This window comes from Thermomonas beijingensis, from assembly GCF_020034655.1.
Taxonomy (GTDB): domain Bacteria; phylum Pseudomonadota; class Gammaproteobacteria; order Xanthomonadales; family Xanthomonadaceae; genus Thermomonas; species Thermomonas beijingensis.
The window spans coordinates 112,402-138,639 of the sequence record NZ_JAIQDJ010000005.1; the positions used below are offsets into that span (position 1 = coordinate 112,402).

The following is a 26,238-nucleotide window of genomic DNA, read 5'->3' on the forward strand; positions in this document are numbered from 1 at the left end:
GGCCACAGAGGAAAACATGGACATCCGCCCCATCCACACCGAAGCAGACTACAAGGCCACGCTCAAAGAGATTTCGGCCTTGATGGAATCCGACCCTGATCTGGGTACGCCAGAGGGTGATCGCCTGGACATCCTGGCCACGCTGGTGCAAGCCTACGAGGCCAAGCACGCGCCCATCACCGCGCCTGATCCGGTGGAGGCCATCAAATTCCGGATGGATCAGAGCGGTCTGTCCGTCAAAGATCTTGAGCCGATCATCGGCAAAAGCAACCGCGTCTACGAAGTCCTGAGCCGCAAGCGCCCGCTGACGCTGGCCATGATCCGACGACTGCACAAGAGCCTGGGCATCCCGGCCGATGTGCTGATTGCGGAAACGGCCGCAGGGTGATCATCGAGCACTGAGCTTGGCTTCCACGGTGAACAGCGTTGTCATGGAGTCATCTGCTGAGGAGAAGAAGATGCACTACCCCGTGATGACTGAACGGCAACTTGCCTTCCGCTGGAAGATCAGCCTGAAAACCCTGCGGCGCTGGCGCCTCGATGGCGAGGGGCCCGTCTGGCACAAGTTGTTTCAACACGTCCGTTACCACGAGGCGGACGTTCTCGAGTTCGAACGCCAGAGCGCACAGCACTGGACGGCGATCCTTGGAGATGGTGAGCGTTTCCCGCGTGCTGTGACTCATTCGCCGAAGGCCGAAGGCGACCCTCAACCTTCCGATGCCGCCGAGCCCGAACTGCAGTACATCAGTGCCAAGGAGATCGTCGAGGCGACCAGCCTGCCTGCGCACCTGTTCAACGACCGAATCGAGCGAGAGCGCAAGCGCATCCCGCATCTGCTGCTGGTCAGGAACCTGCGTTTTTCGATGGATGTCATCCTGCAATGGGAACTGGCGAACAGCGTTCGGGGTGGCGTACCGGAAGCTGTGGTGCAAATCGTCGAACCAGAGCCTGAACCGGACGCCTCGGGTCGTGTGCCGCGCTGGCATGAACTCGTGAGGGAGCAGGACGGAGAACGGTGCGATTCCGTTCGGTAGCCGACCTGGAGGGCCGCCATGTGCTGTTCATGGAGGACGGCAGCAGTGCCTACCTGAAAAAGTTGTTTTCGGTGCTGGCGTGACCAGCCATCGATCTACCGGTTTGCCCAATTGAAAGAGCAGCGCATGTATAACCGCCCCAGAAAGATACTCGGCTTCAAAACGCCCCTCGAAGTCATCAACGAGGAATCAATCAACACTGTTGCGAATCAGAATTGAACTCGCCGTCGCAAAAGGCCATGTGCGTGCGCTACGGCGAAGAAGTTAGTGCCGATTTCGAGAGAAGAGAGGGCGGAACGGAGGGCAACCTGGGATGCTCCTGCCAGACCATAGAACCCCGGTCGCACACGCAGAATGTCCGCGAACCCCGCGTGGCATGCGGGAAGCACAAATGAAAACGCCCAACTGAAAACAGTTGGGCGTTGAATTTTGGTGGAGCCAGGGAGGATCGAACTCCCGACCTCGTCATTGCGAACGACGCGCTCTCCCAGCTGAGCTATGGCCCCAAAAGGTTTCGCCAAGTTTAGTGAGTTGCTGCGAGTGCTGCAAGCAATGCTGGAACTTAAAGGCACGGTGGATGGGTGCGGACGTTAAACTAGTGGTTTTCCGTATCCCCGGAGCCCCCACCGTGATCAAGCCACGTACCCCGCCAGGGGTGATGGAACTGTTGCCCCGCGACCAGATCGCGTTCCAGCGCATGCTGGACACGATTCGCCAGACCTTCGAGCGTTTTGGTTTCCTGCCGGTGGAGACGCCGGTGATGGAGTTGTCGGAGGTGTTGCTGACCAAATCCGGCGGCGAAACCGAGCGCCAGGTGTATTTCGTGCAATCCACCGGCGCGCTCGACCGTGCCGCGGAGGGGTTGCCCGAGCTGGCCCTGCGCTTCGATCTGACCGTGCCGCTGGCGCGCTATGTGGCCGAGCACGAGCGCGAATTGGCATTTCCGTTCCGCCGCTACCAGATGCAGCGCGTGTATCGCGGCGAGCGGGCGCAGCGCGGGCGGTTTCGCGAGTTCTACCAATGCGATATCGACGTGATCGGCAAGGATGAGCTGTCGCCACGGTTTGATGCCGAAATTCCGGCGGTCATCGCGGCGGTATTCGAGCGATTGTCCATCGGTGAGTTCACCATCCAGTTCAACCATCGCAAGTTGCTGCGCGGGTATTTCGAAGGACTGGGCATTGAAGGCGAGGCGCAATTGTTGGTGCTGCGCGAACTGGACAAGCTCGACAAGCGCGGTGTCGATGCTGTGCGTGAAACGCTGGCAGGCGAGGGTTTTGCGCTGGCGTCGGAGGTGATCGACAAATTGATGGCATTCTCGCAGGTGCGGTCCAGCAGTCATGCGGATGCCTTGGCCAAGCTGGATGCGTTGGGCAGCGGCACACCGTTGTTCGAAGAGGGGCGCGAGGCCTTGCGCGGGATCTTGTCGCAGCTGCACGCCTTGGGCGTGAACGAGTCGCGCTATGCATTGAATCTGTCGATCGCACGCGGGCTGGATTACTACACCGGCGTGGTGTACGAAACCACCCTCGATGCGTATCCGCAGATCGGTTCAATCTGCTCGGGCGGGCGCTACGACAACTTGGCCAGTCATTACAGCAAGTCGAAATTGCCGGGTGTGGGGATTTCGATTGGCCTGACCCGGCTGTTCCATCAGCTGCGCGAGGCCGGGTTGGTGGGCACTGCAGACAGTTCGGTCGATGTGCTGATGGCGTTGCTGGATGATGCTGGACTGGATCATGCACTGGCGCTGTCGCAGCGATTGCGTGCGGCGGGGTTGAACGTGGAAACCCAACTCGAGCCGCGCAAGTTGGCCAAGCAAATGCAGTATGCCGACAAGGCCGGCATCCGCTTTGTGGTGATGCGTGGCGATGATGAGGCCGCGCGCGGGGTGGTTGCGGTGAAAGACCTGCGTCGTGGTGAGCAATTTGAAGTGGTCGAAGCCGAATTGGCGGCGGCCTTGTTGGTGGAGCGTGAGCAGCTGCGTGGCGCTGCAGGGACGGGGTCATGAGTGATGTCATCAGGTTGGATGGCCTGTCGCTGACGCGCACGCAGTTGGTGGCGGTGGCGCATGGCGCAGCAGTGGCGCTGGATGCCGCAGCCCTGGTCCGGGTGGCGCGCGCGGCCGATTTCCTGGCGGCGCAAGTGGACAAGCAGGAGCCGATCTATGGCGTGTCCACCGGCTTTGGCAGCAATGCCGACAAGCTGCTGGGCGCGCATCGCCTGCGCGATGAATTGCCGGGTGCGGTGAAGTCCGGGCAATCGCCGCATATCGAATTGCAGCGCAATCTGATCATCACCCATGCCGTGTGCGTGGGTGAACCGTTTGCGCCGGAGGTGGTGCGGGCGATGTTGTGCATTCGCATCAACACTTTGTTGCGCGGGCATTCCGGCATTCGCGTGCAAACCCTGCAAGCGCTGGCCAATCTGCTCAATGCCGGCATCGTGCCGGTGGTGCCGCAGCTGGGCTCGGTGGGTGCATCTGGTGATCTGGCACCGCTCTCGCACTTGGCCATCGTGTTGTTGGGCGGAGGCGAGGCGTTTGTCGATGGCGTGCGCATGCCCGGTGCCGAGGCGCTGGCGCGCAAACAGTTGCAGCCGGTGGAGTTGTCGTACAAGGAAGGCTTGGCGTTGAACAACGGCACCGCGCAAATGCTGGCCACCGGTGTGCTGGCGTTGCAGCAGTTGGAAGATTTGCTGGATACCGCAGATCTTGCCGCCGCGATGACCATTGATGCGTTTGCCGGCCGCTTGGGCGCGTTCGCGCCGGAAGTCCACGCACTGCGCCCGCATCCGGGGCAGGTGAAAGTGGCGGCCAATCTGCTGCGCCTGTTGGAAGGCTCCACCCTGTCCGACATCGCCTATCACTTGGTGCCGAAATTCCGCCAATGGTTGCCTGGCAGTTGGCACACCGCGCAAGCACAGGCACTCAATTTCGATATCGGTTGGGATTGGGTACCGCTGTCGCAGCGCCACGGTCGCGAGAAGTTCTACCAACGCTTCCTGCCGTTTCGTGGCGGCAAGAAACACCAGCCGCAGGATAGCTATTCACTGCGCTGTACCCCGCAGGTACACGGTGCCGTGCGCGATGCGCTGGAGCAAGCCAAGCGCGTGCTGGAGATCGAGCTCAATGCGCTGACCGATAACCCGCTGGTGTTCCCTGACAAGATCGATGCCAAGCATGTGGAAGAGCAGGTGATTTCCGCCGGCCATTTCCATGGTATGCCGCTGGCGCTGGCGATGAGTTACGTGAAAGCCGCCATCCCGGTGTTGGCTTCGATCAGCGAACGCCGCCTCAACAAACTGGTGGATCCGTCCACCAATGATGGCTTGCCCGCATTCCTGATCGGCAACGAAGACGGCACCGAATCTGGGCACATGATCGTGCAGTACACCGCAGCGGCCATCGTCAATGATCTGGCCAGTCGTGCGATGCCGGCCTCGGTGTACTCCATCCCCACCAGTGCCAACGCCGAAGACCATGTGTCGATGGGCGCCAACGAAGCACGCCATGTGCTGGCGATGGTGGGGGATCTGAGCAAGGTGTTGGCGCTGGAGCTGTACACCGCCGCGCAAGCGCTGGACTTGCGTCGCGGCATGATCAACGCTGCCCGCGATTTGGCCAAGCAGTCCGATGCGGAAAGCTTCGCCAGCAAAGTCGCCGGCGGGCCGCTGCCGGAAGGTGCGGACCGCGCCGTGTTTTTGAGTGAGGTAAATGCACTGCGCGAGCAATTGGCACAGGCCAGCGAATTCCAGCCGGGCAGGGCCGTGGCCGCCGCCCATGTTGCGATTCGCTCCCGGATTGCCTATCTCGACCGCGATCGTGCGCTGGATGGTGAAGTGGCCACGGCCATCGCGATGGTGCTGGATGGCAGCATTCTGGATGCGGTGCGCCACGGCTGATTGCGATTCAGGACTGCAGGCAGACATGACCGTCCCCTGATGTTCAGGGGGCGGTTTTCTTTTGCCGCATTTCCCTGCTGCGGGCTTGAATGGTGGCTGTCAGCACCAATCCGAACAGCAATTTGCACCGCGTCATTATCATTGACATCAGGGTAGTGTTGCATTAATGTACTAACGCGTTATTACATTAATGCGTTAAGGTAGTAACGCGCAAAGACACTTCTCAGCCCGGTGAAATCACCATGAAGCAACGTCCCGAACCCTTGCCGAAGTACGACGCCGCGGTTGCCATCGGAGCGCTGGCCCATGTGCTGTCGAAGCTGAAAGGGGCGGCAGAGGTGCAGGCGTTTCTGGAGGATCTGTGTACGCCGGCAGAGCTGGAAGCGATGGGCGACCGCTGGAGGGTGGTGCCGCATTTGCTGAAAGGCGAGCCGTATCGCGACATCCATGACAGCACCAAGGTCAGCGTCACCACGATTGGCCGGGTAGCGCGTTGCATCGAGCGTGGCGCGGGCGGCTATCAAGCCGCCGCACGCCGTCTGCAACTGCCCGCTGTTTCCAACACCAACTGAAGCCATTCCGATGAGCCCTGTCGCCAATTCCGCCGTGCGTGACCGTTTGCGCATTGCCATTCAAAAATCCGGTCGCCTGAGTGAACCGGCGCGTGCACTGCTGGCATCGTCCGGGCTGTCTTGGCGCGAAAGTCGCGACAAGCTGTTTTGCTATGGCGAATCACTGCCGGTGGATCTGCTGTTGGTGCGCGATGACGACATCCCCGGCCTGATTGCCGAGGGTGTGTGCGATCTTGGCATCGTGGGTCGCAATGTCCTGCGTGAGCTGATCAATGAGCGTGAGGAATCCGGCAAGCCGGCCGCATTCCGCGAATGGCGCGCATTGGGGTTTGGCGGTTGCCGCCTTTCGATTGCGGTGCCTGATGTTTGGGACTGGCAAAGCCCCACCCAGCTTGCCGGCAAGCGTATTGCCACCACCTATCCCAACCAGCTGCGGGCTTGGCTGCGCACGCAGGGTGTGCAGGCCGACATCGTGATGCTCAACGGGTCGGTGGAAATCGCGCCGCGTTTGGGGCAGGCCGATGCCATCTGTGATCTGGTATCCAGCGGTGCCACGCTTGCCGCCAATCAGCTCAAGCCAGTGCTGGATATTTTACAAAGCGAAGCGGTACTGGCCGGCCCCGCACACCCCTTCGCTGATGCCCGCGCCGACCTGGCCGATTTGCTGCTGCGGCGGATGGACGGCGTGCTGCGTATTCGCGATAGCAAACTGTTGATGTTCCAGGCCCCGCGCGAGGCCATGAACGAGCTGCTGCAATTGTTGCCAGATGCCGAGCCGCCCACGGTCTGTGCGGTGGATGGTGCGGATACCTTGGCGTTGCAGGCGCTGTGTCACGGCGCGATGACGTGGCAGCGGCTGGAAGATCTCAAGCGCGCTGGCGCACGCGGCTTGATGGTGTTGCCGGTGGAACGGATGCTGGCATGAAGCGCGTGGACTGGAATGTGTTGGATGACGCCGCACGCATGGCCGTGTTGCAGCGCCCGGTGCAAGCGGTATCGGATGCGTTGCGCGAGGGTGTGCAGGCGATCTTTGCCGAAGTGGCGATGCGCGGCGATGCCGCCTTGCGTGATTACACGCAACAATTTGATGGCGTGGCGCTGCAAGATTTCGAAGTGGGTGCAGCAGAATTTTCGGCGGCCTTCGCGCAGGTTAGCCCCACCGTACAGGCGGCGATAGCCGAAGCCGCTGGCCGCATTGAAACCTTTCACCGTGCCGGCATGGCTAGTGTCTATGCCGTGGATACCGCACCTGGCCTGCGCTGCGAGCGCATCCAGCGACCGATCCCGAGGGTGGGCTTGTATGTCCCCGCCGGGAGCGCGCCGCTGCCCTCCACGGCATTGATGTTGAGCATTCCAGCACGCTTGGCAGGCTGCAAGGACATCGTGTTGTGCACACCGCCGCGCAAGGACGGCAGCGCAGATCCGGCAGTGTTGCTGGCTGCACAACAGGCCCCAGGCGTGCGTGTATTCAAACTCGGCGGCGCGCAGGCGATCGCGGCGATGGCTTTGGGCACCCCAGTGGTACCTGCCTGCGACAAACTATTCGGCCCCGGCAATGCGTGGGTGGATGAGGCCAAGCGGCAGGCGGCGCAGCGTCCCGGTGGTCTTGCCATTGACATGCCAGCGGGGCCATCGGAAGTATTGGTGATCGCCGATGCCGGTGCGAACCCCGCATTCGTGGCGGCCGATCTGCTCTCGCAGGCCGAGCATGGGCCGGATTCGCAAGTGTTGCTGCTGACCGATAGCGTAGACATGCTGGATGCCGTGGCGACACAGGTCGATGCGCAATTGGCGCAATTGCCACGCGCTGATATCGCAGCACAATCCTTAAGCCGTTCGCGTTTGGTCTTGGTGAAAGACATCGCGCAGGCGATCAAGATCAGCAATCGCTACGCACCTGAGCACTTGATTTTGTCGGTGCGTGAACCACGCGTTTGGCTGGATATGATTTGCAACGCAGGCAGTGTTTTTCTTGGCGACTACACACCCGAAGCCTTGGGCGATTACTGCTCCGGCAGCAACCATGTGCTGCCTACGGGCGGTGCCGCGCGGGCGTGGAGCGGGTTGTCGGTGGGAAGCTTCCAGAAGGCGATCAGCGTGCAGGACGCCAGCCGCACGGGTCTCGCCAATGCGGGGCCATGTGCCGTCACGCTGGCGTACGCTGAAGGCTTGCAGGCCCATGCGCGGGCAGTGGAAGTGCGGCTGGAGCAGGCGGCATGAAGACCACCGTGAATGTCTTGCTGCGCGATGACCTGCGCACATTTGCAGGCTATCAGTCGGCGCGCGCGGCCAGCCTGCAAGGTGAGGTCTGGCTCAATGCCAACGAATCCGCATGGGCCAATGCTGCAGATGACGATGCGCGTTTGCGCCGCTACCCGCAGCCGCAGCCGCAAGCCTTGCGTGAGTGCATGGCGCAGTTGTATGCGGTGGCACCGGAGCAGCTCTTGATTGGGCGTGGCAGCGATGAGGCCATTGACCTGTTGGTGCGCGCGTTTTGCGCGCCGGGGCAGGGCCGCATCGTTATCGCAACACCGGTGTTTGGCATGTATGCGGTGTGCGCGAAGTTGCACGGTGCAAGCATCATCGATGTGCCACTGGTCGACAGTGATGCCGGCCTATGCGCGGATGTGCCGGCAATGGGGGATGCTGCATTGACGCAAAACGCCACCCTGCTGTTCCTATGCTCGCCGGGCAATCCGTCGGGTGAATTGCTGAGCCTGGAGGCCATCGCCACACTGGCGCAGCGGTTGCGTGGCCGTTGCATGGTGGTGGTGGATGAGGCATATCTGGAGTATGCCGATGCACCCTCGGCCACGGCATTGCTCAGTGGGCACGACAATATCGCGGTGCTGCGTACCTTGTCGAAAGCGCATGCATTGGCGGCGGCAAGAGTGGGCTGCGTCATCGGATCGCGTGAACTGATCGATGCACTGCGCCGTTGCCAAGCGCCGTACCCGGTGCCGCAACCCGTTGCCGCCGCTGCGCTTGCGGCATTGGCACCGCAGGCATTGGCATCGACAACCAGCCGGATCGGTACGGTGCGTGAAGCACGCCAGCAGTTGCAGGCGGGTTTGCTGCACTTGCCGGTTGTGCGCCGGGTCTATGCGTCCGCAGGTAATTTCTTGCTGGTGCGCTTTGTCGATACCGATGCCGCGTTCGCGGCGCTGTTGGCTGCCGGTGTGGTGGTACGCGATATGCGCGCCATGCCGCAACTGGGTGATGCACTGCGGATCACGGTGGGCACGCAAGAAGAATGCAGCCGAGTATTGGCAGCACTGGAAGCTGTGCGTGAGGTGGCGGCATGAGTCTGCAAAAAATCCTGTTTGTGGATCGCGATGGCACCTTGATCGAGGAGCCAGAGGATTTCCAGATCGATGCCTATGAAAAATTGCGCTTCGTGGAAGGCGTGATTCCGGCCATGCTCAAACTGCGCGATGCCGGCTATGTGTTTGTCATTGTCAGCAACCAGGATGGGTTGGGTAGCGCCACCTATCCGCAAGCAAATTTCGATGGCCCACATGCCTTGATGAAGCAGATTTTTGCCAGCCAAGGCATCGTGTTTCGTGATGAATTCATTGATACCAGTTTTCCGCAGGACAACACTCCCAACCGTAAACCCGGTGTCGGCATGCTGTTGGGCTATCTGCAAGACCGCACGGTTGATTGGTCACGCAGCGCGATGGTAGGCGACCGTATGACCGATATCCAATTTGCCGAGAACATGAACATTCGCGGCTTCCAGCTGAAGACCGCGCAATTTGGCGGGCAATGGGATTGGGCCGGAATTGCGCATGCACTGGCCGATGCGCCGCGCCGTGCCAGCGTGGTGCGCAATACCAAGGAAACCAGGGTTCAGGTCGAGATTGATCTGGATCGCGTGGCCGAACCGAAGATTGCCACCGGGCTGGCGTTCTTCGACCACATGCTGGAGCAGATCGGCAAGCACGGTGGCGTTGCGTTATCCATCCGCTGTGATGGCGATTTGCACATTGACGAGCACCACACGGTGGAAGATACGGCGCTGACCCTGGGACAGGCCCTGCGTGAGGCTTTGGGCGATAAACGCGGCATCACGCGTTATGGGTTTACATTGCCGATGGACGAATGTCTGGCGCAGGCCGCGCTGGATTTCTCCGGCCGCCCGTATTGCGTGTTCACTGCACACTTCAAGCGCGAGCGCGTAGGTGATCTGCCCACCGAATTGGTGCCGCATTTCTTCCGGTCGTTGTGTGATGCCGCAGGGTTGAACCTCAACCTCAGTGTGACCGGCGATAACGATCACCACCAGATCGAGGCGTGCTTCAAAGCCTTGGCACGTGCATTGCGGCAAGCGATCAGGCGTGAAGGCGCAGACCTGCCTTCGACCAAGGGCGTGCTGTGACTGCCGTGGCTGTCATTGATGCGGGCGGGGCCAATTTCGGCTCGGTCTGCTACGCGCTGGAGCGATTGGGCGTGCAGCCGCGCATCGTGCGCGATGCCGATGGCCTGCGTGCCGCAACACGGGTGATCTTGCCCGGTGTGGGCGCGGCGGCGCCGGCGATGCGGCTGTTGCGCGAACGCGGCTTTGCCGATGTCCTGCCCACACTTGCGGTGCCGTTGCTCGGCATCTGTTTGGGCATGCAATTGCTGTTTGAGGCTTCCGACGAAGGCGACGTGAACTGCCTTGGTGTGTTGCCGGGGCGGGTGCGAAAACTGCAAGCTGATGCGGGGTTGCGGGTGCCGCATATGGGGTGGAATGTTTTGCAGCCATTGCGCGCCTCGCCGCTGCTGGAGGGTGTGGGTGAGGCGAGTGTGTACTTCGTGCATGGCTATGCCGCGCCGGTCACCGATGCCTGCATCGCCAGTTGTACGCATGGGGCCGCGTTTGCGGCGGTGGTGCAGCGTGGCAAGGTGGCGGGCATGCAATTTCATCCCGAACGTTCCGGCGTTGCGGGTGCGCGCTTGTTGTCGAATTTCCTGCAATGGAGTGGGGCATGAGCTTTACCGTGTATCCCGCCATCGATGTACGCGCTGGGCGCGTGGTGCGCTTGCGGCAGGGCGATTATGCAGAGGAGACGCGCTATGCCGATGATCCGCTTGCGCTGGCCCAGCGCTATGCGGATGCCGGTGCGCGGTGGCTGCACCTGGTGGATCTGGATGCTGCCAAAGCTGGCGGCTATACCTTGCAGCCGTTATTGCAATCGATCTGTCAGACCACGGGGTTGCAGGTGCAAACCGGCGGCGGCGTGCGCTGTCGCGAAGATGTGCAACAACTGCTGAGTGCAGGTGCACAGCGCGTGGTGGTGGGCTCGCTGGCGGTACGGGAGCCTGCCTTGGTACTGGATTGGTTATCGGCGTTTGGCGGCGATGCGTTGACCATTGCTCTGGATACACGGCAGGACGACAGCGGCGAATGGCGCTTGCCCGTGCATGGCTGGACACAAACAGCGAACGACATGCTGGATACCTTGGCGGCGCGCTATGCCGAATCGGGTTTGCGCCATTTGTTGTGTACCGACATCGCCCGTGATGGCATGTTGTCGGGGCCGAATATCGCGCTGTATCAACGTCTGCGTGCCGCACATCCAGCGCTTGCCATCCAGGCCAGTGGCGGTGCACGTAATACGCAGGATGTGATGGCGACGCGTGCCGCAGGTTGTGCCGGCATCGTGTTGGGCAAGGCATTGCTGGTTGGCAATCTGCAACTTCCGGAAGCACTGGCATGTTGAGCCGCCGCATCATTCCGTGTCTGGATGTGCGCGATGGCCGCGTGGTGAAGGGCGTGCGCTTTCGTGACCATGTCGATATGGGCGATATCGTCGAATTGGCGCTGCGCTACCGCGATGCCGGTGCGGATGAGTTGGTGTTCTACGATATCGCAGCCAGCCCTGAACGGCGCAGCGTATCGCGTGATTGGGTGGAACGCATCGCCCGTATCCTCGACATTCCGTTTTGCGTGGCCGGTGGCATCCGCAGTGTCGGGGATGCGCGTGCGGTGCTGTTTGCCGGGGCCGATAAAGTGTCGATCAACACCCCTGCGTTGGAGCGTCCGCAATTGATCGCGGAATTGGCCGATGCCTTTGGTGTGCAGTGCGTGGTGGTGGGCATTGATTCAGTGCGCGAAGCCGATGGGCAATGGCGCGTGCGCAGCCATACCGGCAACCCGCAGGCGATGCGTGCGCCCGACAAGACCACATTGGATTGGGTGCACCAGGCGCAGCAGTTGGGTGCCGGCGAGATCGTGCTCAATTGCATGGGTAGCGACGGCGTGCGCAGTGGCTATGACATCGAACAACTGCGCGCTGTGCGTGAGCTGTGCAGCGTGCCATTGGTGGCCTCGGGTGGTGCTGGCACGGCTGTGCACTTTGCCGATGTATTCCAGCAAGCGGATGTGGATGGCGCACTCGCCGCCAGCGTGTTTCACTCCGGCGCAATTGCTATTCCAGAACTCAAACAATGCCTGCGCGGGCAGGGCGTCGAGGTGCGTTTGTGAGTACGTTGATCGACATCGAAACCTTGGCCTGGGACAAACAAAACGGCCTGTTGCCCATCATCGTGCAAGACGCCACCACCCTGCGCGTATTGATGCTGGGCTATATGAACAAGGATGCGCTGGCCGCCACCCTGGCCAGTGGGCGGGTGACATTTTTCAGCCGCAGCAAACAACGCTTGTGGATGAAGGGAGAGACCTCCGGCCATGTATTGGACGTGGTGTCGATTGCGGCTGATTGCGATGCCGATACCCTGCTGGTGCAAGCGCATCCGCACGGTGCCACCTGTCACCTTGAGCGCGCCAGTTGTTTTGCCGATGCCCCCGCTGATGACTTGATGGCGCTGGATGCGCTGATCGCTCAGCGCGAACGTGAGCGGCCCGCTGGCAGCTATACCACCCAATTGCTTGAGTCTGGCATTCGCCGTATCGCGCAGAAGGTCGGCGAAGAAGGCGTGGAAACCGCGTTGGCTGCGGTAGCGCAAGACGACGTGGCCTTGCTGGGTGAGGCGGCGGATTTGCTGTATCACCTGACCGTTTTGCTGCGCGCACGTGGCTTGTCGCTACAAGATGCCAAACAGATACTCGCAACAAGGCGTGGTTGAGTTCAAGCCACGCTGATCGAATGCCGCACACAGTTGCGGCCATCATGTTTGGCCCGATACAGGGCTTCATCGGCCAAGCGGATCGCCTCGTCTGGCAGGATGTCTTGCTGCACGCCAATCGTGTGCACACCAATACTGGCACTGAGTTGAATCACGTGGCCGTGACTGTGGATGATGGTTTGCTGGATGCGCAAGCGCACGGTTTCGGCAGTTTGCAGCGCCATGCGGGCATCAGTGCCTGGCAGTAGCAACACAAACTCCTCGCCACCGTAGCGCGCCGCCAAACCGTTCAAGGTTTGCGCAATTTCATTGATACTGCGTGAAATCGATTTCAAGCAATCATCGCCGACCAAATGGCCGTATTGGTCATTGATGCGCTTGAAGTGGTCGATATCCAGCAACAGCAGGGCTTGTGATTTATGTTTGTTGCCGCTGGTGTCCAGGGCTTTGGTCAGTGCTTCATGGAAGTGGCGACGGTTGTATGCCCCTGTCAGCGGGTCACGTCGGCTGAACTCTTGCAACTTGACGTTGGCCTCACCCAATTGTGCCAAGGTTGTGCGCAATTCACGGGTGCGATCGATCAGCCCGCGCTCCAGTCGTTCGTTGGCATCTTGCACCAGTCGGATATTGGCGTTACGCAGCCCGGCGTAGCGGTGCCCCAGTGCCAGTGACAGCAGCAACAATTCCAATGCCGAACCAATCTGCACGCCGTACTGGGTCCAGAAACTTTGCGGCAAGATGGCGAAGGCGAGCAGGGTGAACGCGGTGGTGCCGATCAGGAACATCGACCATGCCAGCAAGAACAGGCGGGCGGGCTTGTAGCCTCGCAACAACATCACCACTGAAGCAGTGATGATCCACGCGATCCCCAGCAACACTGCACGCGAGACTATCGGCGTCGCGGTACTGTACGGCAGCCAAATCGATGCCACACCCATCGCACCGAACACCCCCACCATTACCAAACACGCGATGTTGCCGGCGGGCCAGCGTGCTTGCAGATCCAAAAAGCTGCGCGAGAACATCTGCATGCCCATCAAGGCCAGGCAGATGGAGATGGGGACCGCGGCATCGGCCAACCACGCCGAGGTGGGCCAAAGGTACTCAAACCCGTAGCCGTTCAAAGTGAACAACACCAGCCCGAACGCCAGTGTGTGCAGCAAATACCAGAAGTAGCTGCTATCCCGCAGCATTAACCACAACACCAAGTTGTAGCACAGCAATGCCAGCACGATGCCGTAATACAGGCCATTGGCAAATTGGGTATCGCGCATCAATTCGGCAAAGGCCTGTGGCGTGAATAACACCAATGGCACCTGCATCGAGCTTTCGCTCTGCACCCGCAGCAACAATTCCACCCGCGTGCCGGCAGGCAAATCGATCCTGAAATTGGGATGCCGGAAACGCACGAAGCGGTTGTAGAAGGGCACATGGTCACCGCCCTGTTGATGCTCCACATGCCCATCGGGGTAGCGCAGGTATAAGTCCAAGTGGTCGCTCAGCGCGTATTCCTGCACCAGCAACCAGCGCGGTTCGTCCCGCTGCATGTTCTCGATTGGCAGGTAAAACCAGTATGCACCGGTTTGAAAACCGAACGCGGGGTTGCCTCCCGGCAACGGTGCAAATACGTCGGTTTGCGCTTGTGAAAAGGCTTGCTCAGGACTGGCGTTGGCATGCTGGTCGTGCCAGTAGCGCAAACCCGGTGACAATTGAAAACTGTTATCGCCAGCATCCAAGCGCAATGCTGGGGGGGCGGATGCCATTGCAGGAAGCGTTGCACACAAACATGCAGCCAGCGCCAGCAGCAGGACTGCCCAAGCACGCCAGCGTGCGTATCGCCCGATTGTTGAATAACCCATCCCCATGGCGGCATTCTAGTGCAGGGCTATTCGGATTGCGCATAATAGGCAATGCATAAACTATTCTTGGCGGGATTCCTGTTGCTGGCGCCGGTCGCACAGGCGGAAACGGTGTCCTGTGTTCCGGTTGATGTGGAAGCCCCACAGGCGCTGCCGCATGCCGATGGCTGGCGCGGCGCGGGCTGTCTCGACTATCGCCGCGTGCCCGCCGGCGCGGCCGGGCCCACCGCGCAGGTGTTGGTGTTTGGTGACCCGCAGGTCAAGTCAGAGTCGGACGTGGATTATTTCCGCCGCGACATCGTGCAGCCCATCCACGGGCGCATCCCGGCCACGCTGGGACTCACCTTGGGCGATCTGGTGGACGATGTGCCGGCGTTGCTGCCCACCGTCAAGCAGGTGACGGAAATCTTGGGCGTGCCGTGGCTATACGCGCCCGGGAACCATGACATTGATCCCGGCGCGAGCAGCGATGCGACAGCGCTTGCCGCGTTCCATCGTGTGTACGGTGCCGATACCCGCGCCCGGCAAACGCCGTTGGCCAATTTTGTGGTGCTGGATGATGTCATCACCCTGCCCGGACAGAAGCCTGCGTATATCGGCGGCTTCCGCGAAGACCAATATGCTTTCTTGCAGCGCTATTTGCCCACTTTGGACAAAGACAAGCTGCTGGTCTTGGCCATGCACATCCCGCTGTTTGATGAGGTGGACAAGAAGAACTTTCGCGCGACTGATCGTGCGCGCTTGTTTGCCTTGCTGGCCCCCTTCCCGCACGTGTTGGTGTTGAGTGCGCACAGCCATAATCAGCGCCACGTCTTTCACACGGCGGCGGATGGTTGGTTGGGTGCAAGCCCGCTGCATGAATTCAACTTGGGTGCGGCCTGTGGCTCGTACTGGTCGGGGGCCAAAGATGCCGAAGGCTTGCCCGATGCGCGCATGGACGATGGCACGCCCAATGGCTACGCCGTACTCACGGTGAAACCTGCGGGCGAATACGCATTGGCATGGCAACCGGCACATCACGCGCCAAATACGCAAATCGGCCTGCATGCACCCAAAGTGCTGCGTCGCGGCGCGTATCCGGCATGGGGCGTATTTGCCAATTTCTACATGGGTGATAACGACTCCAGGCTGGAGTTCCGTGTGGATGACGGCGCGTGGATGCCGATGAAAAAAGTGCTGCTGCCGGATCCGGCATTGACCGAGGAAAACATGCGCGACGATCAAACCACGGTGTTGCGTGGCTTTGATCGTTCGCCGGAAGCGGCGGTGTCTCCGCATTTATGGCGTGGCGCATTGCCCACCAAACTCGCTGCGGGCGTGCATCAAGTGGAAGTGCGTGCCTTCGACCGTTGGCGCGGTGTGGTGACGGCGACCACGCGTTATACGCTGCTGGACTCACCCTGAGTGATCGGCCACATCCCTGCGGTGTGCGCCTGCAGCGGATTTATCTGCGCAAACGATTCGACCCGCAGATGGCCATTGGCGGCATCCCCCGAACGCGGCTGCGGGTAGTCGTTGCGGCGGTCCAGCAATACCGTGCGCAGGCCGGCGTCGCGGGCGGCGTCGAGCTCTTGCACCACATCCGATAAAAATAGAATGTCGCTAGGCGCTTGCTGCAAATGCGCGGCAATCGTGGTGTAGCTGGTCACATCGCGTTTGCCGCCGACTTCGGTATCAAAAAAAGCAGAAAACAGTGAGACCAGATCGCCCGAATCGGTGTGCGCAAACAATAATTTTTGCGCCGGCACCGAGCCCGAGGAATACACCGCCAGCCGATGCCCCGCTGCATGCCACTGGCGTAGTGCCGGGGCAACATCCGGGTACAGCGGCGCGGTGAAATCACCGTCCTGATAGCCAGCCGCCCAGACCATGCCTTGCAGCGCTTTCAGCGCAGTGTGTTTGCGATCGGTATCAATCCAGCCTTGCAGGGTTTCCACGATCACCGCGTCCTGGCAGGCGCTGGCCGAGATTTCGATGGCCACTTGATCCAGCCAGCGGCGCACCTCGGCCGCATGCCCATGTTCGCGCACAAAGCCGGGCAGGGCCGCGCGCGCATACGGAAACAGCACGTCCTTGACGAAGGAAATACTGGAGGTGGTGCCTTCGATATCGGTAAGGATGGTGGTCATGGCAGACGCAGGATTACGCATACCGTGGAAACCGCAACGCGATATCGCTGCCGGTGAAATACCCCACCCAGCCATCCGGTTCGGTGAAAAAACGAATCGCCACGAAACTGGGCTGCGGGCCCATATCAAACCAATGCGTTGCGCCATCGGGAACGGAAATCAGATCACCGGCTTCGCACAGCACTTCATAGACCTTGCCGCCCACGTGCAAATTGAACTGGCCGCTGCCGGCCACGAAGAAGCGCACTTCGTCTTCCTTGTGCGCATGTTCGTCCAGGAACTTGGCGCGCATCGCTTCGCGGTTGGGGTTGTCGGGTGCGATGCTGACCACATCCACACTTTTGAAGCCGCGTGCGGCTACCAGTCGGTCGATATCGGACTGGTAGGCGGCCATGATGGCCTCGGCAGGATCACCGGGAGTCACCGGATGCGCGGGTTGCCATTGCTCGAACGCCACCCCGATATGCTTCAGGGCATCGGCGATGTCGGCGTGTGCATGCAGAGTGTGCGTTGGGGCGTGCGGGTCGTTGTCGTGAAAGATGCGAAGACGGCTCATCAGGATTCCTTTAGCGCGCGCCCAGTCGGCGCATTTCCAGCTCGCAACCGAGCATGAATTCAAACGCATCCAGATGCCGGCGCGCTTCGCTGATGTCGCGACCCCAGGCGTACAGCCCGTGCCCGGCGATCAGATACCCCCATTGGTTGGGTTGGGTGAGCACGGCATCCACGCTGGCAGTCAGCGTGTCCATATCCTGCGAATTGGGCACTACCGGCAAATCCACTTTGGTTTCGTGGGTGGCGTGGCCGCGCAGGGCTTTGAACAGTTCGTAGCCACGCAGCGGTACATGGCCCGTTTCGGCATACAGCAAGCCGGCAATCGTTTGCGTGGGCGAGTGGGTGTGCAGTACCGCGCCCACATCCGGGAACTTGCGATACAAATGGGTGTGCAGTGCGGCTTCCGCCGATGGCCGGTGGTGGGTGGCCACCGGCTCATTGCCCATGTTGACCACCATGATGTCGGCTTCGGTCAGGCGGCCTTTGTCCTTGCCGGAAATGGTGATGGCGGCATGATCGGGCCCCATGCGGATGGAGAAATTGCCGGCAGTGGCCGGGGTAAAGCCCTTGGCAGCCAATTCGCGGGTATGGGTGATGATCTGCGCGGCACAGCCGGCGTACAGATTGTGGTCGAAGGCAGGTGTGTTCATGTGCTCAGTTTAGCCGGTGCCGGCCCGATCCCGAATGCCCATCGGCTTGGCGGGCATGCCGATTATTCAGGCCGCGCTTGTTGCCCGTAGGTCTTGAACTTTTCCACCACCACCGCCATTTCTTCGGCAGATAGATTGCGGGTGTGGCCCAGCGAGCGCGCCAGCAGATATTGGCGCGCCAGATTCTCCACTTCCTCGGCCAGTGCATAGGCGGCTGACAGGCTGATGCCGGTGCTGACCTGACCGTGGTTGCCCATCAAGCATGCACGCAGGCCGCCCTGCAGCGCCTGCATGATGCTGGCCGACAACTCTGGCGTGCCGAAGGTGGCGTAGTCGGTGCAGGGGATACGGTCACCACCGGCCACCGCCACCATGTAATGGAAGGCCGGAATTTCTTCGCCCAAACAGGCCAGTGCGGTGGCGTGGGTGGAATGCACGTGCACCACCGCGTTCATGTCGGGAAAGGCTTGCAGGATGTCACAGTGGAAGCGCCATTCGCTGGAAGGCAACAACTGCCCCGGTGGGCACTGGCCATCGGCGTGCAGAAACACGATGTCCTCGGGAAGCAAACGGTCGTAGCTGCGCCCGGTGGGGGTAATGAGTAAGCCATCGCGCCAGCGGATGCTGGCATTGCCGGATTTGTTCAGCGACAACCCGCTGGCATTCATCGCCCGGCAGTGGTCAATCAGCGACTGGCGGGCGGCGCGTTCGTGGTCGTGCAAATGATGCGTATTGGGCATGCGCAAAGCATAACGGAAGGCCGTCACCAAAAACCCGGCCGAAGCCGGGTTTTTGGTGACGCTAGCCTACGCAATCATGCCTGCGGGCCTTCGTGGAACGGCGGTTCTGCATCCATCTTCGGCGCGTTCGGGTGATCCACGCCACGTGCCAATTCACTCTTGCGATAGCCATACAGCGCGTACACGATCAAGCCGATGATGGCCCAGCCGAAGAACATACCGATGGTATACATCGACAGGTTCAAGAACAGCAGCAAGCAGCCGGCAATCGCCAGCGGGCACACCACCCACGCCATCGGCGTGCGGAACGGGCGATGGCGGTTGGGCTCGCGCTTGCGCAAGATCAACACACCCGCAGCCACCGCCATGAACGCAAACAAGGTGCCGGAGTTGGAGATGTCGGCCAGGATGCCCACCGGGAACATCGCGGCGAACAGCGCCACGAACACGCCGGTGATCATGGTGACCACGTGCGGAGTCTTGAACTTCGGGTGCACCTTCGACAGCGCTTCCGGCAGCAGGCCGTCGCGCGACATGGTGAAGAAGATGCGGGTCTGGCCGTAGATCATCATCAGCACCACCGATGGCAGTGCGATGGCTGCGGCAAGGCCAATCAGGTTGCCGACTTTGGCAAAGCCGATCATCTTCAATACATGCGCCAACGGCTCCTTGCTGCACACCAGCGCGTCCGAGCCGGCGCAAGCGGCGGCCATTTCCGGGGTGCCCGGGTGCAAGGCGATGCCGTTGACGATCATCGGTTGCGAGCCAATGGAACCCACCGCGCCGTAGCCCACCAGCATGTAGAACACGGTGCACACCAGCAGCGAGCCGATCAGGCCGATCGGAATGTTGCGGTTGGGGTTCTTGGTTTCTTCCGCAGCGGTGGACACCGCATCGAAGCCGACATAGGCGAAGAAAATTGACGCCGCAGCCCCCAGCACGCCGACGCCACCCAGCGGGCTGCCCCAGCCAGTGGGGAAGAACGGTTGGAAGTTCACGTCCTTGGCCGTCGGGACTGCGATGAAGATGAAGGCAGTCAGTGCGATGACCTTGATCAACACCAGGAACGCATTGACCTTGGCAGATTTGGAGGTGCCCAGCACCAGCAGGCCGGTAATCACCAGTGAGATGGTGAATGCCAACACGTTGAAAGCACCGCCATCCATCGGCCCGGTTTTGAGTGCGGTGGGTAATTCAATGCCAGCACTGGCCAATAACCCGTTCATATAGCCGGACCAGCCCACCGCCACCGCGCCGGCCGCCACCGCATATTCCAGCACCAGTGCCCAACCCACTGTCCAAGCGATGGCTTCACCCATCACGGCATAGGTGTAGGTATAGGCAGAGCCGGCCACCGGCACCATCGAGGCCAATTCGGAATACGCCAGTGCGGCAAGTGCGCACACCACGGCGGCAATCACGAACGCCACCATCATGGCTGGGCCGGCTTTCTGGCCAGCTTCGGCGGTCAGCACGAAGATGCCGGTGCCAATAATCGCGCCGATACCCAGCATGGTGAGTTGGAAGGCACCGAGTTGGCGTGTGAGTGCCTTTTTCTCGGCAGTTTCAAGAATCTTGTCAAGCGGCTTGACGCGCTGGAACAGCATCAGGTGACTCCCCGGTGGATGGTGAATGGGCAGCAAGCCCCAGCTCGCCGCAAGCCGCCGACCTTATACGGTCATGGCCATTCAGCACAAGCGCTAGTGGTCATGGCAGGCGATAATAGACGTATTCAGTCATCGGGAACCTGTGTTGCATGGACGCCGAACTTGCCAGCGCCTTGACCACCTATGCCGCACGCTGGCCGCAGGAAGCCGCCACCGTGGCGCTGTTCCACACGCTGCTGGAGGATGCCGAGAACCCGTTCCTGCGCGAACGCCTGGCGGGGCATTTCACCGCCTCGTGCTGGCTGGTCAGCGCAGACGGCGCACGCGTGCTGTTGACCCACCATCGCAAGCTGGGGCTGTGGCTGCAACTGGGTGGGCATGCTGATGGCCAGCGTGATTTGAGCGCGGCGGCATTGCGTGAAGCCGAAGAAGAATCCGGACTGACCGGGCTGCGTGTCGAGCCGGCCATTTTTGATCTGGACCGCCACCGCATCCCGATCCACAAAACGGTGCCAGAGCACTGGCATTACGATGTACGGTTTATCGTGCGCGCAGGCACGGATGAGGCGTACACCATCAGTGAGGAATCACTGGATTTGGCATGGCGCGACATTGCCGAGCTGGCCGTGGATGCCGATGCCGACCCGTCGGTGCGGCGCATGGCGGGCAAGTGGTTAGCCCGCCAAGCCGAGGCCTGAACATCAATACAGCACGCGCGTCCGCAACGTGCCCGGGATCGCTGCCAGCTCGTCCTTGATTGCGCCGGCCTTCGCCTCGTCGGCGGTGATGTCGATCACCACATAGCCCAGTTTCGGGTCGGTGCGCAGGAACTGGCCGTCGATATTGACGGCGTGGCGGCTGAAGATGTCGTTGATCTTCGACAACACACCCGGCACGTTGCGATGGATATGCAGCAGGCGCAGGCTGCCGGCGTGTTCGGGCAGGGTCACTTCGGGGAAATTGACCGACGACAGCGTGCTGCCGTTATCGCTGTAGCGCACCAGTTTGGCCGCCACTTCCACGCCGATATTGTCCTGCGCTTCCAGTGTGCTGCCGCCGATATGCGGGGTCAAAATCACGTTGTCCAGACCGCGCAATGGCGACTGGAATTCATCACCATTGGCCTTGGGCTCGACCGGGAATACATCCACCGCCGCACCGCCCAGCTGGCCTGATTGCAGTGCCGCAGCCAAGGCCTCGATCACCACCACGGTGCCGCGCGCGGCATTGATCAGATGCGCGCCGCGCTTCATTTTCGCAATCTGTTCGGCACCGATCATCCATTGCGTGGACGGCGTTTCCGGCACATGCAGCGTCACAATATCGGCGCGTGCCAGCAGATCCTCCAGCCCGGCTGCCGGCTGCGCATTACCCAGCGCCAGCTTGGTGTCGATATCGTGGAAAATCACCCGCATGCCCAGTGCTTCGGCCAGCACGCCCACCTGGGTGCCGATATGGCCGTAGCCCACGATACCAAGGGTCTTGCCGCGCACCTCGTGGCTGCCGGTGGCGGCTTTCGACCACCCGCCGCGATGGCATTCGGCGTTTTTTTGCGGGATGCCGCGTGCCAGCAACACGGCTTGCGCCACCACCAACTCGGCCACGCTGCGGGTATTGGAGTAGGGCGCATTGAATACCGGAATGCCGGCCTGTTCGGCAGCCTCCAAATCCACTTGATTGGTGCCGATGCAGAAGCAGCCAATCGCCAGCAAGCGCTTGGCATCGGTCAAGACCTCGGCGCTGAGCTGAGTGCGCGAACGCAGGCCCACGATATGCGCCTCACTGATGCGCGCCTTCAGCTCGTCTTCCGGCAGTGCCTTGCTGTGGTATTCGATCTGGCTGTAGCCGGCGGCCTGGAAGATCTCCACCGCGGTCTGGCTGACGCCTTCCAGCAGCAGCACCCGGATGTCCTGTTTCGGGAAGGAGGTCTTCTTGCTGGCCATGCGTGCAGGGTTCCGGGCTGGGAGTGAAGCCCGACTATAGCCACAAATCAATCGCAATTGTTGCACTGCGACATGCTATTTTTCGAGCAACCCATGCCAAATGATTGCCCAGTGCGGCGGATGTGCCAGCGATGCTGGTCACTGTCTTCGCACGTCAGGAATACCGCCCATGACCGATCCCCGCCTTGCTTCACTGAACGCTGCGCTGCCTGCACTGCGCCTGCTGACTGATCCGGCCGATCTGCAGCACTACGGCCGCGACTGGACCCGGCGCTGGGCGCCCGCGCCCTTGGCCATTGCCCTGCCAAGCAGTGTGGATGAGGTGCAGGCGGTGGTGCGCTGGGCCAATGCGCAGGGCGTGGCCATCGTGCCTTCGGGCGGCCGCACCGGTCTGTCGGGGGGGGCGGTGGCGGCCAAGGGCGAGTTGGTCATCAGCCTGGAGCGCATGCATAAGGTGCTGGCCTTCGATGCGGTGGATCGCACGCTCACGGTGCAGGCCGGGATTGCCTTGCAAACCGCACAAGACGCCGCCCGCGACCACGGCTTGCAGTACCCGGTGGATTTTGCGTCACGCGGCTCGTGCAGCATCGGTGGCACAATCGCTACCAATGCCGGCGGCATTCGCGTGGTGCGTTATGGCAACACGCGCGAGTGGGTGGCTGGGTTGAAAGTCGTCACCGGCAGCGGCGAGCTGGTCGAGCTTGGGCGTGCGCTGGTGAAAAATTCCAGTGGTTACGACTTGCGGCATCTGATGATTGCCTCGGAAGGCACCCTGGGCATCATCGTCGAGGCCACGCTCAAGCTCACCGACCCACCGCCGCCCAGCAATGTCATGTTGCTGGCGCTACCCTCGTTCGATGCACTGATGCAGGTGTTTGCCGCATTCCGTGCGCGCTTGCAATTGCAGGCCTTCGAATTTCTGACCGATGTGGCGCTCAAACATGTCCTTGCACATGGCGCGCAGCCGCCCTTCGCGGAAACGCATCCGTATTACGTTGTGACGGAGTTTGCCAGCGATGCAGCGAATGAAAGCGAGGCGCTGGCTGCGTTCGAGCAGTGCATGGAACAGGGGCTCGTCAGTGATGGCGTGATCAGCGCCAGCGACACACAAGCCGCGCAGCTCTGGCGTTTGCGTGAGGGCATCACCGAAAGTCTGGCCAAGTATGTGCCGTACAAAAATGATGTGTCGGTGCGCATTTCCGCGATGCCGGCGTTTTTGCAGGCCACGCAAGCCTTGCTTGGCAAGCAATACCCGCAGTTCGAGGTGGTATGGTTTGGCCATATCGGCGATGGCAACCTGCACATCAACATCCTGAAGCCAGACGCCATGTCGCAGGCCGACTTCGTGGCCGATTGCGAACGGGTGACCAAACTGCTGGCGAAAGTCCTGGAAGCACACGGCGGCAGCATCTCCGCCGAACACGGTATTGGCCTGGTGAAGAAGCCTTACTTGGGCTGCACCCGCAGCGCCGCTGAAATCGCGCTGATGCGCGGGATCAAGGCGGTGCTGGATCCCAATGGCATCCTGAATCCGGGCAAAGTGTTCGATTGATCAACCGGCGACCAGTCGCGCATCCAGTCGTTTGCGCAGTTCAGGCCATTCTGTATCGATGATGGAATAGCAGACGGTATCGCGCAGGCTGCCGTCCTTGTGGCGTTTGTGTTGGCGCAGCACGCCATCCTTGTGCGCGCCCAAACGCTCGATGGCGGCCTGCGAGCGCAGGTTGGCGTGACTGGTATGCAGGTACACCGTGCGCATGCCCAAGGCTTCAAAAGCGTGGCCCAGCAACAGGCGCTTGCAGGTGGTGTTGACGTGGCTGCGCTGCACGCTGGCGCGGTACCAGGTGTAGCCAATCGCCAGCGTGGGCACGCTGCTGTCGATGTCGTAATAGCGGGTACTGCCCAGCACCTGGCCAGCGGCGTCCAGCACTGCAAATGGCAGCATCGTGCCGGCGTGCTGCCCGGCCAGTGCTGCTTCGATATAGGCACGGACGTCGGCAGGATTGGCTGCGGGCACGCTGGTGAAATTCAGGGTGGCCAGTGCGCCATCGCAGCTGGCGTCGATCAGGCCATCGACATGCGCCAGCGCCAGCGGTTCAAGCCGGACTCCGTGGGCTTTGAGGACGATGGGGGTGAGGACTGCGTGCATGTGCGGAAGGTGTCGGGATCGGCGGGTGTTCGCGCAGCGAATGCCCGCCGATCCCGACACCGCTCGGATCAGTCGGCGCGCCCGCCAAATTCACCGGTGGTGGTGTTGACCCACACTTTTTCACCGCTGCCGATGTACTCGGGCACCATGATTTCAATGCCGGTGGACAGCTTGGCCGGCTTCGGGCGCTTGGTGGCGGTGCCGCCCTTGAGTTCCGGCGGGGTTTCGATGACTTCCATGGCCACGCTCTGCGGCAATTGGATGGCCACCGGCGCATCGTCGATCAGCTGCACGTAGATGCCGGTCAGGTCATCCACGATGTAGCCTGCGGCCTCGCCAATCGCATCGGGATCCAGTGTGTATGGGGTGTAGTCCTCGTCATCAAGGAACACGAAGGCATCACCATCCTTGTACGAATAGGTGCATTGGCGGCGGCTCATGTCCACTTCGCGCAAATCGTCATCACCATCAAAACTGGAATCCAGTTTGTTGCCGCCGGGGATGGAATACATCACGAAACGAAAGCGCACATTGCCACCGCGACCTTGCGGGCTGCTGCGTTCGATATCGCGGATTTGGTACACGCCGTTGTTGAATTCGACGACGTTGCCTTTCTTGATGTCGCAAGCTTTCATAAATATCTCGTGGGGTACGTTCGTGGATTACTTGGCGGCAAGGCGGGTTGCACCATCCAGCCGGATGGTTTCGCCGTTGAGGTAGGTGTTGGTGAGGATGTAGGCGACCAGGTCGGCGTATTCCTGCGGCTGACCCAGGCGTGACGGGAACGGGATGGTGGCTGCCAATGATTTCTGCACATCGTCGGGCATACCGTCCACCATCGGGGTCCAGAACACACCGGGGGCCACGGTCATCACTCGGATGCCGAAGCGGGCCAGTTCGCGCGCCATCGGCAAGGTCATGCCCACCACGCCGCCTTTGGATGCCGAGTAGGCGGCCTGGCCGATCTGGCCTTCATACGCGGCCACCGATGCGGTATTGACGATCACGCCGCGTTCACCGTCGCTGCCGGCGTCGTTGTGCTGCATCCGCTCGGCACAGGTCTTGGCCACGTTGAAGCTGCCCACCAAATTCACCATCACCGTGGTCTGGAACTGCGACAGTGGCATCGCGCCGGTCTTGCCCAGCACACGGCCCGCGCCCAGGATGCCGGCGCAGTTGATGCACGCATTCAGCCCACCAAGAAACGTGGTGGCGGCGCTGACATTCGCCACCACCGAGGCTTCATCGGTGACATCAGTTTTGAAAAACTGCGCATTGGTGGCACCCAGCTCGGCCACGGCAGTCGCGCCTTTGTCCGCATTGACATCGAACAGGGCGACCTTGCCGCCGTGGGCAACCAGGTGCTTGGCCACGGCAAAACCGAGACCGGAGACGCCGCCGGTGATCACGGCGCGGACGTTGGAGAGCTGCATGGGGAATTTCTGCGGGCGGGAAACCCGCGATTTTAGCGGATGTGCGCCGCAGGAGCGTTGACGCGATCCAATGTCATTACGCCGAAGCGGTGCGCCTACAGGGTGCGTGCGTAGAACACATTGCAACCGCCATGCCCGGTGGCACCCAGCGGGCCGGCAATGCGCTGGAAACCGCTGCGTTCATACAGGCGCATCGCCGCATCCATGCCGTTCAGCGTTTCCAAGTAGCACTGGCGAAAGCCGGCTTCGCGGGCGGCGGCAAGGCAGCGGGCCATCATTGCTGTGCCCGCGCCGATGCCGCGTGCTGCGGGCAAAAAATACATTTTGCGCAGCTCACAAATACTGGCATCGCCACCGGTGAGCGGCGCGATGCCGGCACCGCCCAGCACGCGGCCGTCCTGTTCCAGCACGAAGTAGGCATGGCGTGGCTGTGCGTACGCACGCTGCATCCAGTCCACTTCCGGGTCTGCAATCGCAAAGCCGCTGCCGATAGCGCCAAATTCCGGCATGACGCTGCGGATGATGGCGGCCATCGCGGCATCGTCATCGCTGTGGATGGGTCGGATGGTGAAATTGCTCATTGCATAACC

Annotated in this window: 27 protein-coding genes, 1 tRNA gene and 1 pseudogene; 17 read left to right on the forward strand and 12 right to left on the reverse strand. The window is 61.2% G+C overall.

The annotated features are described in order from the left end of the window. Nucleotides 1–16: 16 nt before the first annotated feature. From K7B09_RS09950 to K7B09_RS13330, 3 genes and pseudogenes are all read left to right on the forward strand, one after another. Nucleotides 17–388 (forward strand): helix-turn-helix domain-containing protein, encoded by a 372-nt coding sequence (locus tag K7B09_RS09950; RefSeq protein WP_223629306.1) that lies wholly within the window; start codon nucleotides 17–19, stop codon nucleotides 386–388. 28 nt (nucleotides 389–416) lie between these two features. Beyond that, nucleotides 417–1,034 (forward strand): helix-turn-helix domain-containing protein, encoded by a 618-nt coding sequence (locus K7B09_RS09955; RefSeq protein ID WP_223629307.1) that lies wholly within the window; start codon nucleotides 417–419, stop codon nucleotides 1,032–1,034. A 117-nt stretch (nucleotides 1,035–1,151) separates the two neighbouring features. Then, nucleotides 1,152–1,253, forward strand: a pseudogene (locus tag K7B09_RS13330) (IS30 family transposase); the annotation flags it as partial. A gap of 211 nt (nucleotides 1,254–1,464) precedes the next feature. Here K7B09_RS13330 and K7B09_RS09960 read toward each other — a convergent pair. Then, a tRNA-Ala gene (locus tag K7B09_RS09960) sits at nucleotides 1,465–1,540 on the reverse strand. A gap of 122 nt (nucleotides 1,541–1,662) precedes the next feature. On the opposite strand from K7B09_RS09960, the gene hisS reads away from it, so the two are divergent. From hisS to hisIE, 11 genes are all read left to right on the forward strand, one after another. After that, nucleotides 1,663–3,045: a histidine--tRNA ligase gene (gene hisS, locus K7B09_RS09965; RefSeq protein ID WP_223629308.1), complete on the forward strand. Its 1,383-nt coding sequence runs from the start codon at nucleotides 1,663–1,665 to the stop codon at nucleotides 3,043–3,045. Next, nucleotides 3,042–4,937 (forward strand): HAL/PAL/TAL family ammonia-lyase, encoded by a 1,896-nt coding sequence (locus K7B09_RS09970; protein WP_223629309.1) that lies wholly within the window; start codon nucleotides 3,042–3,044, stop codon nucleotides 4,935–4,937. Before hisS ends, K7B09_RS09970 begins: the two co-directional genes overlap by 4 nt. Nucleotides 4,938–5,179: 242 nt before the next feature. After that, complete coding sequence (locus K7B09_RS09975) at nucleotides 5,180–5,509, forward strand: YerC/YecD family TrpR-related protein (RefSeq protein ID WP_223629310.1); 330 nt, start codon at nucleotides 5,180–5,182, stop codon at nucleotides 5,507–5,509. Between the two features lie 10 nt (nucleotides 5,510–5,519). Beyond that, a complete protein-coding gene (gene hisG, locus K7B09_RS09980; RefSeq protein WP_223629311.1) occupies nucleotides 5,520–6,434 on the forward strand; it encodes an ATP phosphoribosyltransferase in 915 nt (304 codons plus the stop codon). Next, complete coding sequence (gene hisD / locus K7B09_RS09985) at nucleotides 6,431–7,729, forward strand: histidinol dehydrogenase (RefSeq protein WP_223629312.1); 1,299 nt, start codon at nucleotides 6,431–6,433, stop codon at nucleotides 7,727–7,729. Before hisG ends, hisD begins: the two co-directional genes overlap by 4 nt. Continuing rightward, entirely contained in the window at nucleotides 7,726–8,814 is a 1,089-nt protein-coding gene (gene hisC / locus K7B09_RS09990) for a histidinol-phosphate transaminase (RefSeq protein ID WP_223629313.1), read from the forward strand. The genes hisD and hisC overlap by 4 nt, the downstream gene beginning before the upstream one ends. A 2-nt stretch (nucleotides 8,815–8,816) precedes the next feature. Beyond that, entirely contained in the window at nucleotides 8,817–9,890 is a 1,074-nt protein-coding gene (gene hisB / locus K7B09_RS09995) for a bifunctional histidinol-phosphatase/imidazoleglycerol-phosphate dehydratase HisB (RefSeq protein ID WP_223629347.1), read from the forward strand. Continuing rightward, nucleotides 9,887–10,486, forward strand: coding sequence for an imidazole glycerol phosphate synthase subunit HisH (gene hisH, locus K7B09_RS10000; protein ID WP_223629314.1), 600 nt, complete (start codon nucleotides 9,887–9,889; stop codon nucleotides 10,484–10,486). Before hisB ends, hisH begins: the two co-directional genes overlap by 4 nt. Beyond that, nucleotides 10,483–11,217 carry a 1-(5-phosphoribosyl)-5-[(5-phosphoribosylamino)methylideneamino]imidazole-4-carboxamide isomerase gene (hisA, locus tag K7B09_RS10005; RefSeq protein WP_223629315.1) on the forward strand — a complete coding sequence of 245 codons (735 nt, stop codon included), beginning with the start codon at nucleotides 10,483–10,485 and terminating at the stop codon, nucleotides 11,215–11,217. Before hisH ends, hisA begins: the two co-directional genes overlap by 4 nt. Further along, the gene (gene hisF, locus K7B09_RS10010) at nucleotides 11,211–11,981 is read left to right on the forward strand and encodes an imidazole glycerol phosphate synthase subunit HisF (RefSeq protein WP_223629316.1); all 771 of its coding nucleotides are present in this window, start codon (nucleotides 11,211–11,213) and stop codon (nucleotides 11,979–11,981) included. The genes hisA and hisF overlap by 7 nt, the downstream gene beginning before the upstream one ends. Further along, on the forward strand, nucleotides 11,978–12,583 hold the full coding sequence (gene hisIE, locus K7B09_RS10015; protein WP_223629317.1) for a bifunctional phosphoribosyl-AMP cyclohydrolase/phosphoribosyl-ATP diphosphatase HisIE: 606 nt from the start codon (nucleotides 11,978–11,980) through the stop codon (nucleotides 12,581–12,583). The genes hisF and hisIE overlap by 4 nt, the downstream gene beginning before the upstream one ends. 2 nt (nucleotides 12,584–12,585) lie before the next feature. On the opposite strand, the gene K7B09_RS10020 is transcribed toward hisIE, so the two are convergent. After that, nucleotides 12,586–14,346: a sensor domain-containing diguanylate cyclase gene (locus tag K7B09_RS10020; RefSeq protein ID WP_223629318.1), complete on the reverse strand. Its 1,761-nt coding sequence runs from the start codon at nucleotides 14,344–14,346 to the stop codon at nucleotides 12,586–12,588. A gap of 147 nt (nucleotides 14,347–14,493) precedes the next feature. Here K7B09_RS10020 and K7B09_RS10025 point away from each other — a divergent pair, with 147 nt between their 5' ends. Beyond that, nucleotides 14,494–15,846 (forward strand): calcineurin-like phosphoesterase C-terminal domain-containing protein, encoded by a 1,353-nt coding sequence (locus K7B09_RS10025; RefSeq protein WP_223629319.1) that lies wholly within the window; start codon nucleotides 14,494–14,496, stop codon nucleotides 15,844–15,846. Here the strand turns inward: K7B09_RS10025 and mtnC are convergent. The 5 genes from mtnC to K7B09_RS10050 form a co-directional block, all read right to left on the reverse strand. Continuing rightward, on the reverse strand, nucleotides 15,822–16,571 hold the full coding sequence (gene mtnC / locus K7B09_RS10030; protein ID WP_223629320.1) for an acireductone synthase: 750 nt from the start codon (nucleotides 16,569–16,571) through the stop codon (nucleotides 15,822–15,824). The genes K7B09_RS10025 and mtnC overlap by 25 nt on opposite strands. 13 nt (nucleotides 16,572–16,584) lie before the next feature. Continuing rightward, nucleotides 16,585–17,127 (reverse strand): 1,2-dihydroxy-3-keto-5-methylthiopentene dioxygenase, encoded by a 543-nt coding sequence (locus K7B09_RS10035; protein WP_223629321.1) that lies wholly within the window; start codon nucleotides 17,125–17,127, stop codon nucleotides 16,585–16,587. A 10-nt stretch (nucleotides 17,128–17,137) separates the two neighbouring features. After that, complete coding sequence (locus K7B09_RS10040) at nucleotides 17,138–17,776, reverse strand: methylthioribulose 1-phosphate dehydratase (RefSeq protein WP_223629322.1); 639 nt, start codon at nucleotides 17,774–17,776, stop codon at nucleotides 17,138–17,140. A 62-nt stretch (nucleotides 17,777–17,838) separates the two neighbouring features. Beyond that, nucleotides 17,839–18,516: a class II aldolase/adducin family protein gene (locus K7B09_RS10045; protein ID WP_223629323.1), complete on the reverse strand. Its 678-nt coding sequence runs from the start codon at nucleotides 18,514–18,516 to the stop codon at nucleotides 17,839–17,841. Between the two features lie 74 nt (nucleotides 18,517–18,590). Continuing rightward, nucleotides 18,591–20,123, reverse strand: a complete 1,533-nt coding sequence (locus tag K7B09_RS10050) for an amino acid permease (protein ID WP_223629324.1) — start codon at nucleotides 20,121–20,123, stop codon at nucleotides 18,591–18,593. A gap of 149 nt (nucleotides 20,124–20,272) precedes the next feature. On the opposite strand from K7B09_RS10050, the gene K7B09_RS10055 reads away from it, so the two are divergent. Beyond that, a complete protein-coding gene (locus K7B09_RS10055; RefSeq protein ID WP_223629325.1) occupies nucleotides 20,273–20,821 on the forward strand; it encodes an NUDIX hydrolase in 549 nt (182 codons plus the stop codon). A gap of 3 nt (nucleotides 20,822–20,824) precedes the next feature. Here K7B09_RS10055 and serA read toward each other — a convergent pair whose 3' ends face one another. Next, nucleotides 20,825–22,066 (reverse strand): phosphoglycerate dehydrogenase, encoded by a 1,242-nt coding sequence (gene serA / locus K7B09_RS10060; RefSeq protein ID WP_223629326.1) that lies wholly within the window; start codon nucleotides 22,064–22,066, stop codon nucleotides 20,825–20,827. Between the two features lie 169 nt (nucleotides 22,067–22,235). On the opposite strand from serA, the gene K7B09_RS10065 reads away from it, so the two are divergent. Then, nucleotides 22,236–23,618, forward strand: coding sequence for an FAD-binding oxidoreductase (locus tag K7B09_RS10065; RefSeq protein WP_223629327.1), 1,383 nt, complete (start codon nucleotides 22,236–22,238; stop codon nucleotides 23,616–23,618). Here K7B09_RS10065 and K7B09_RS10070 read toward each other — a convergent pair whose 3' ends face one another. The 4 genes from K7B09_RS10070 to K7B09_RS10085 all read right to left on the reverse strand — a co-directional run bounded on the left by K7B09_RS10070 (nucleotide 23,619) and on the right by K7B09_RS10085 (nucleotide 26,229). After that, on the reverse strand, nucleotides 23,619–24,215 hold the full coding sequence (locus K7B09_RS10070) for a GNAT family N-acetyltransferase (protein WP_223629328.1): 597 nt from the start codon (nucleotides 24,213–24,215) through the stop codon (nucleotides 23,619–23,621). Nucleotides 24,216–24,283: 68 nt separating this feature from the next. Beyond that, a complete protein-coding gene (gene yeiP, locus K7B09_RS10075; protein ID WP_223629329.1) occupies nucleotides 24,284–24,850 on the reverse strand; it encodes an elongation factor P-like protein YeiP in 567 nt (188 codons plus the stop codon). A 27-nt stretch (nucleotides 24,851–24,877) separates the two neighbouring features. Continuing rightward, nucleotides 24,878–25,648 carry an SDR family NAD(P)-dependent oxidoreductase gene (locus K7B09_RS10080; RefSeq protein ID WP_223629330.1) on the reverse strand — a complete coding sequence of 257 codons (771 nt, stop codon included), beginning with the start codon at nucleotides 25,646–25,648 and terminating at the stop codon, nucleotides 24,878–24,880. 95 nt (nucleotides 25,649–25,743) lie between these two features. Then, nucleotides 25,744–26,229: a GNAT family N-acetyltransferase gene (locus K7B09_RS10085; protein WP_223629331.1), complete on the reverse strand. Its 486-nt coding sequence runs from the start codon at nucleotides 26,227–26,229 to the stop codon at nucleotides 25,744–25,746. Between the last annotated feature and the right edge of the window lie 9 nt (nucleotides 26,230–26,238).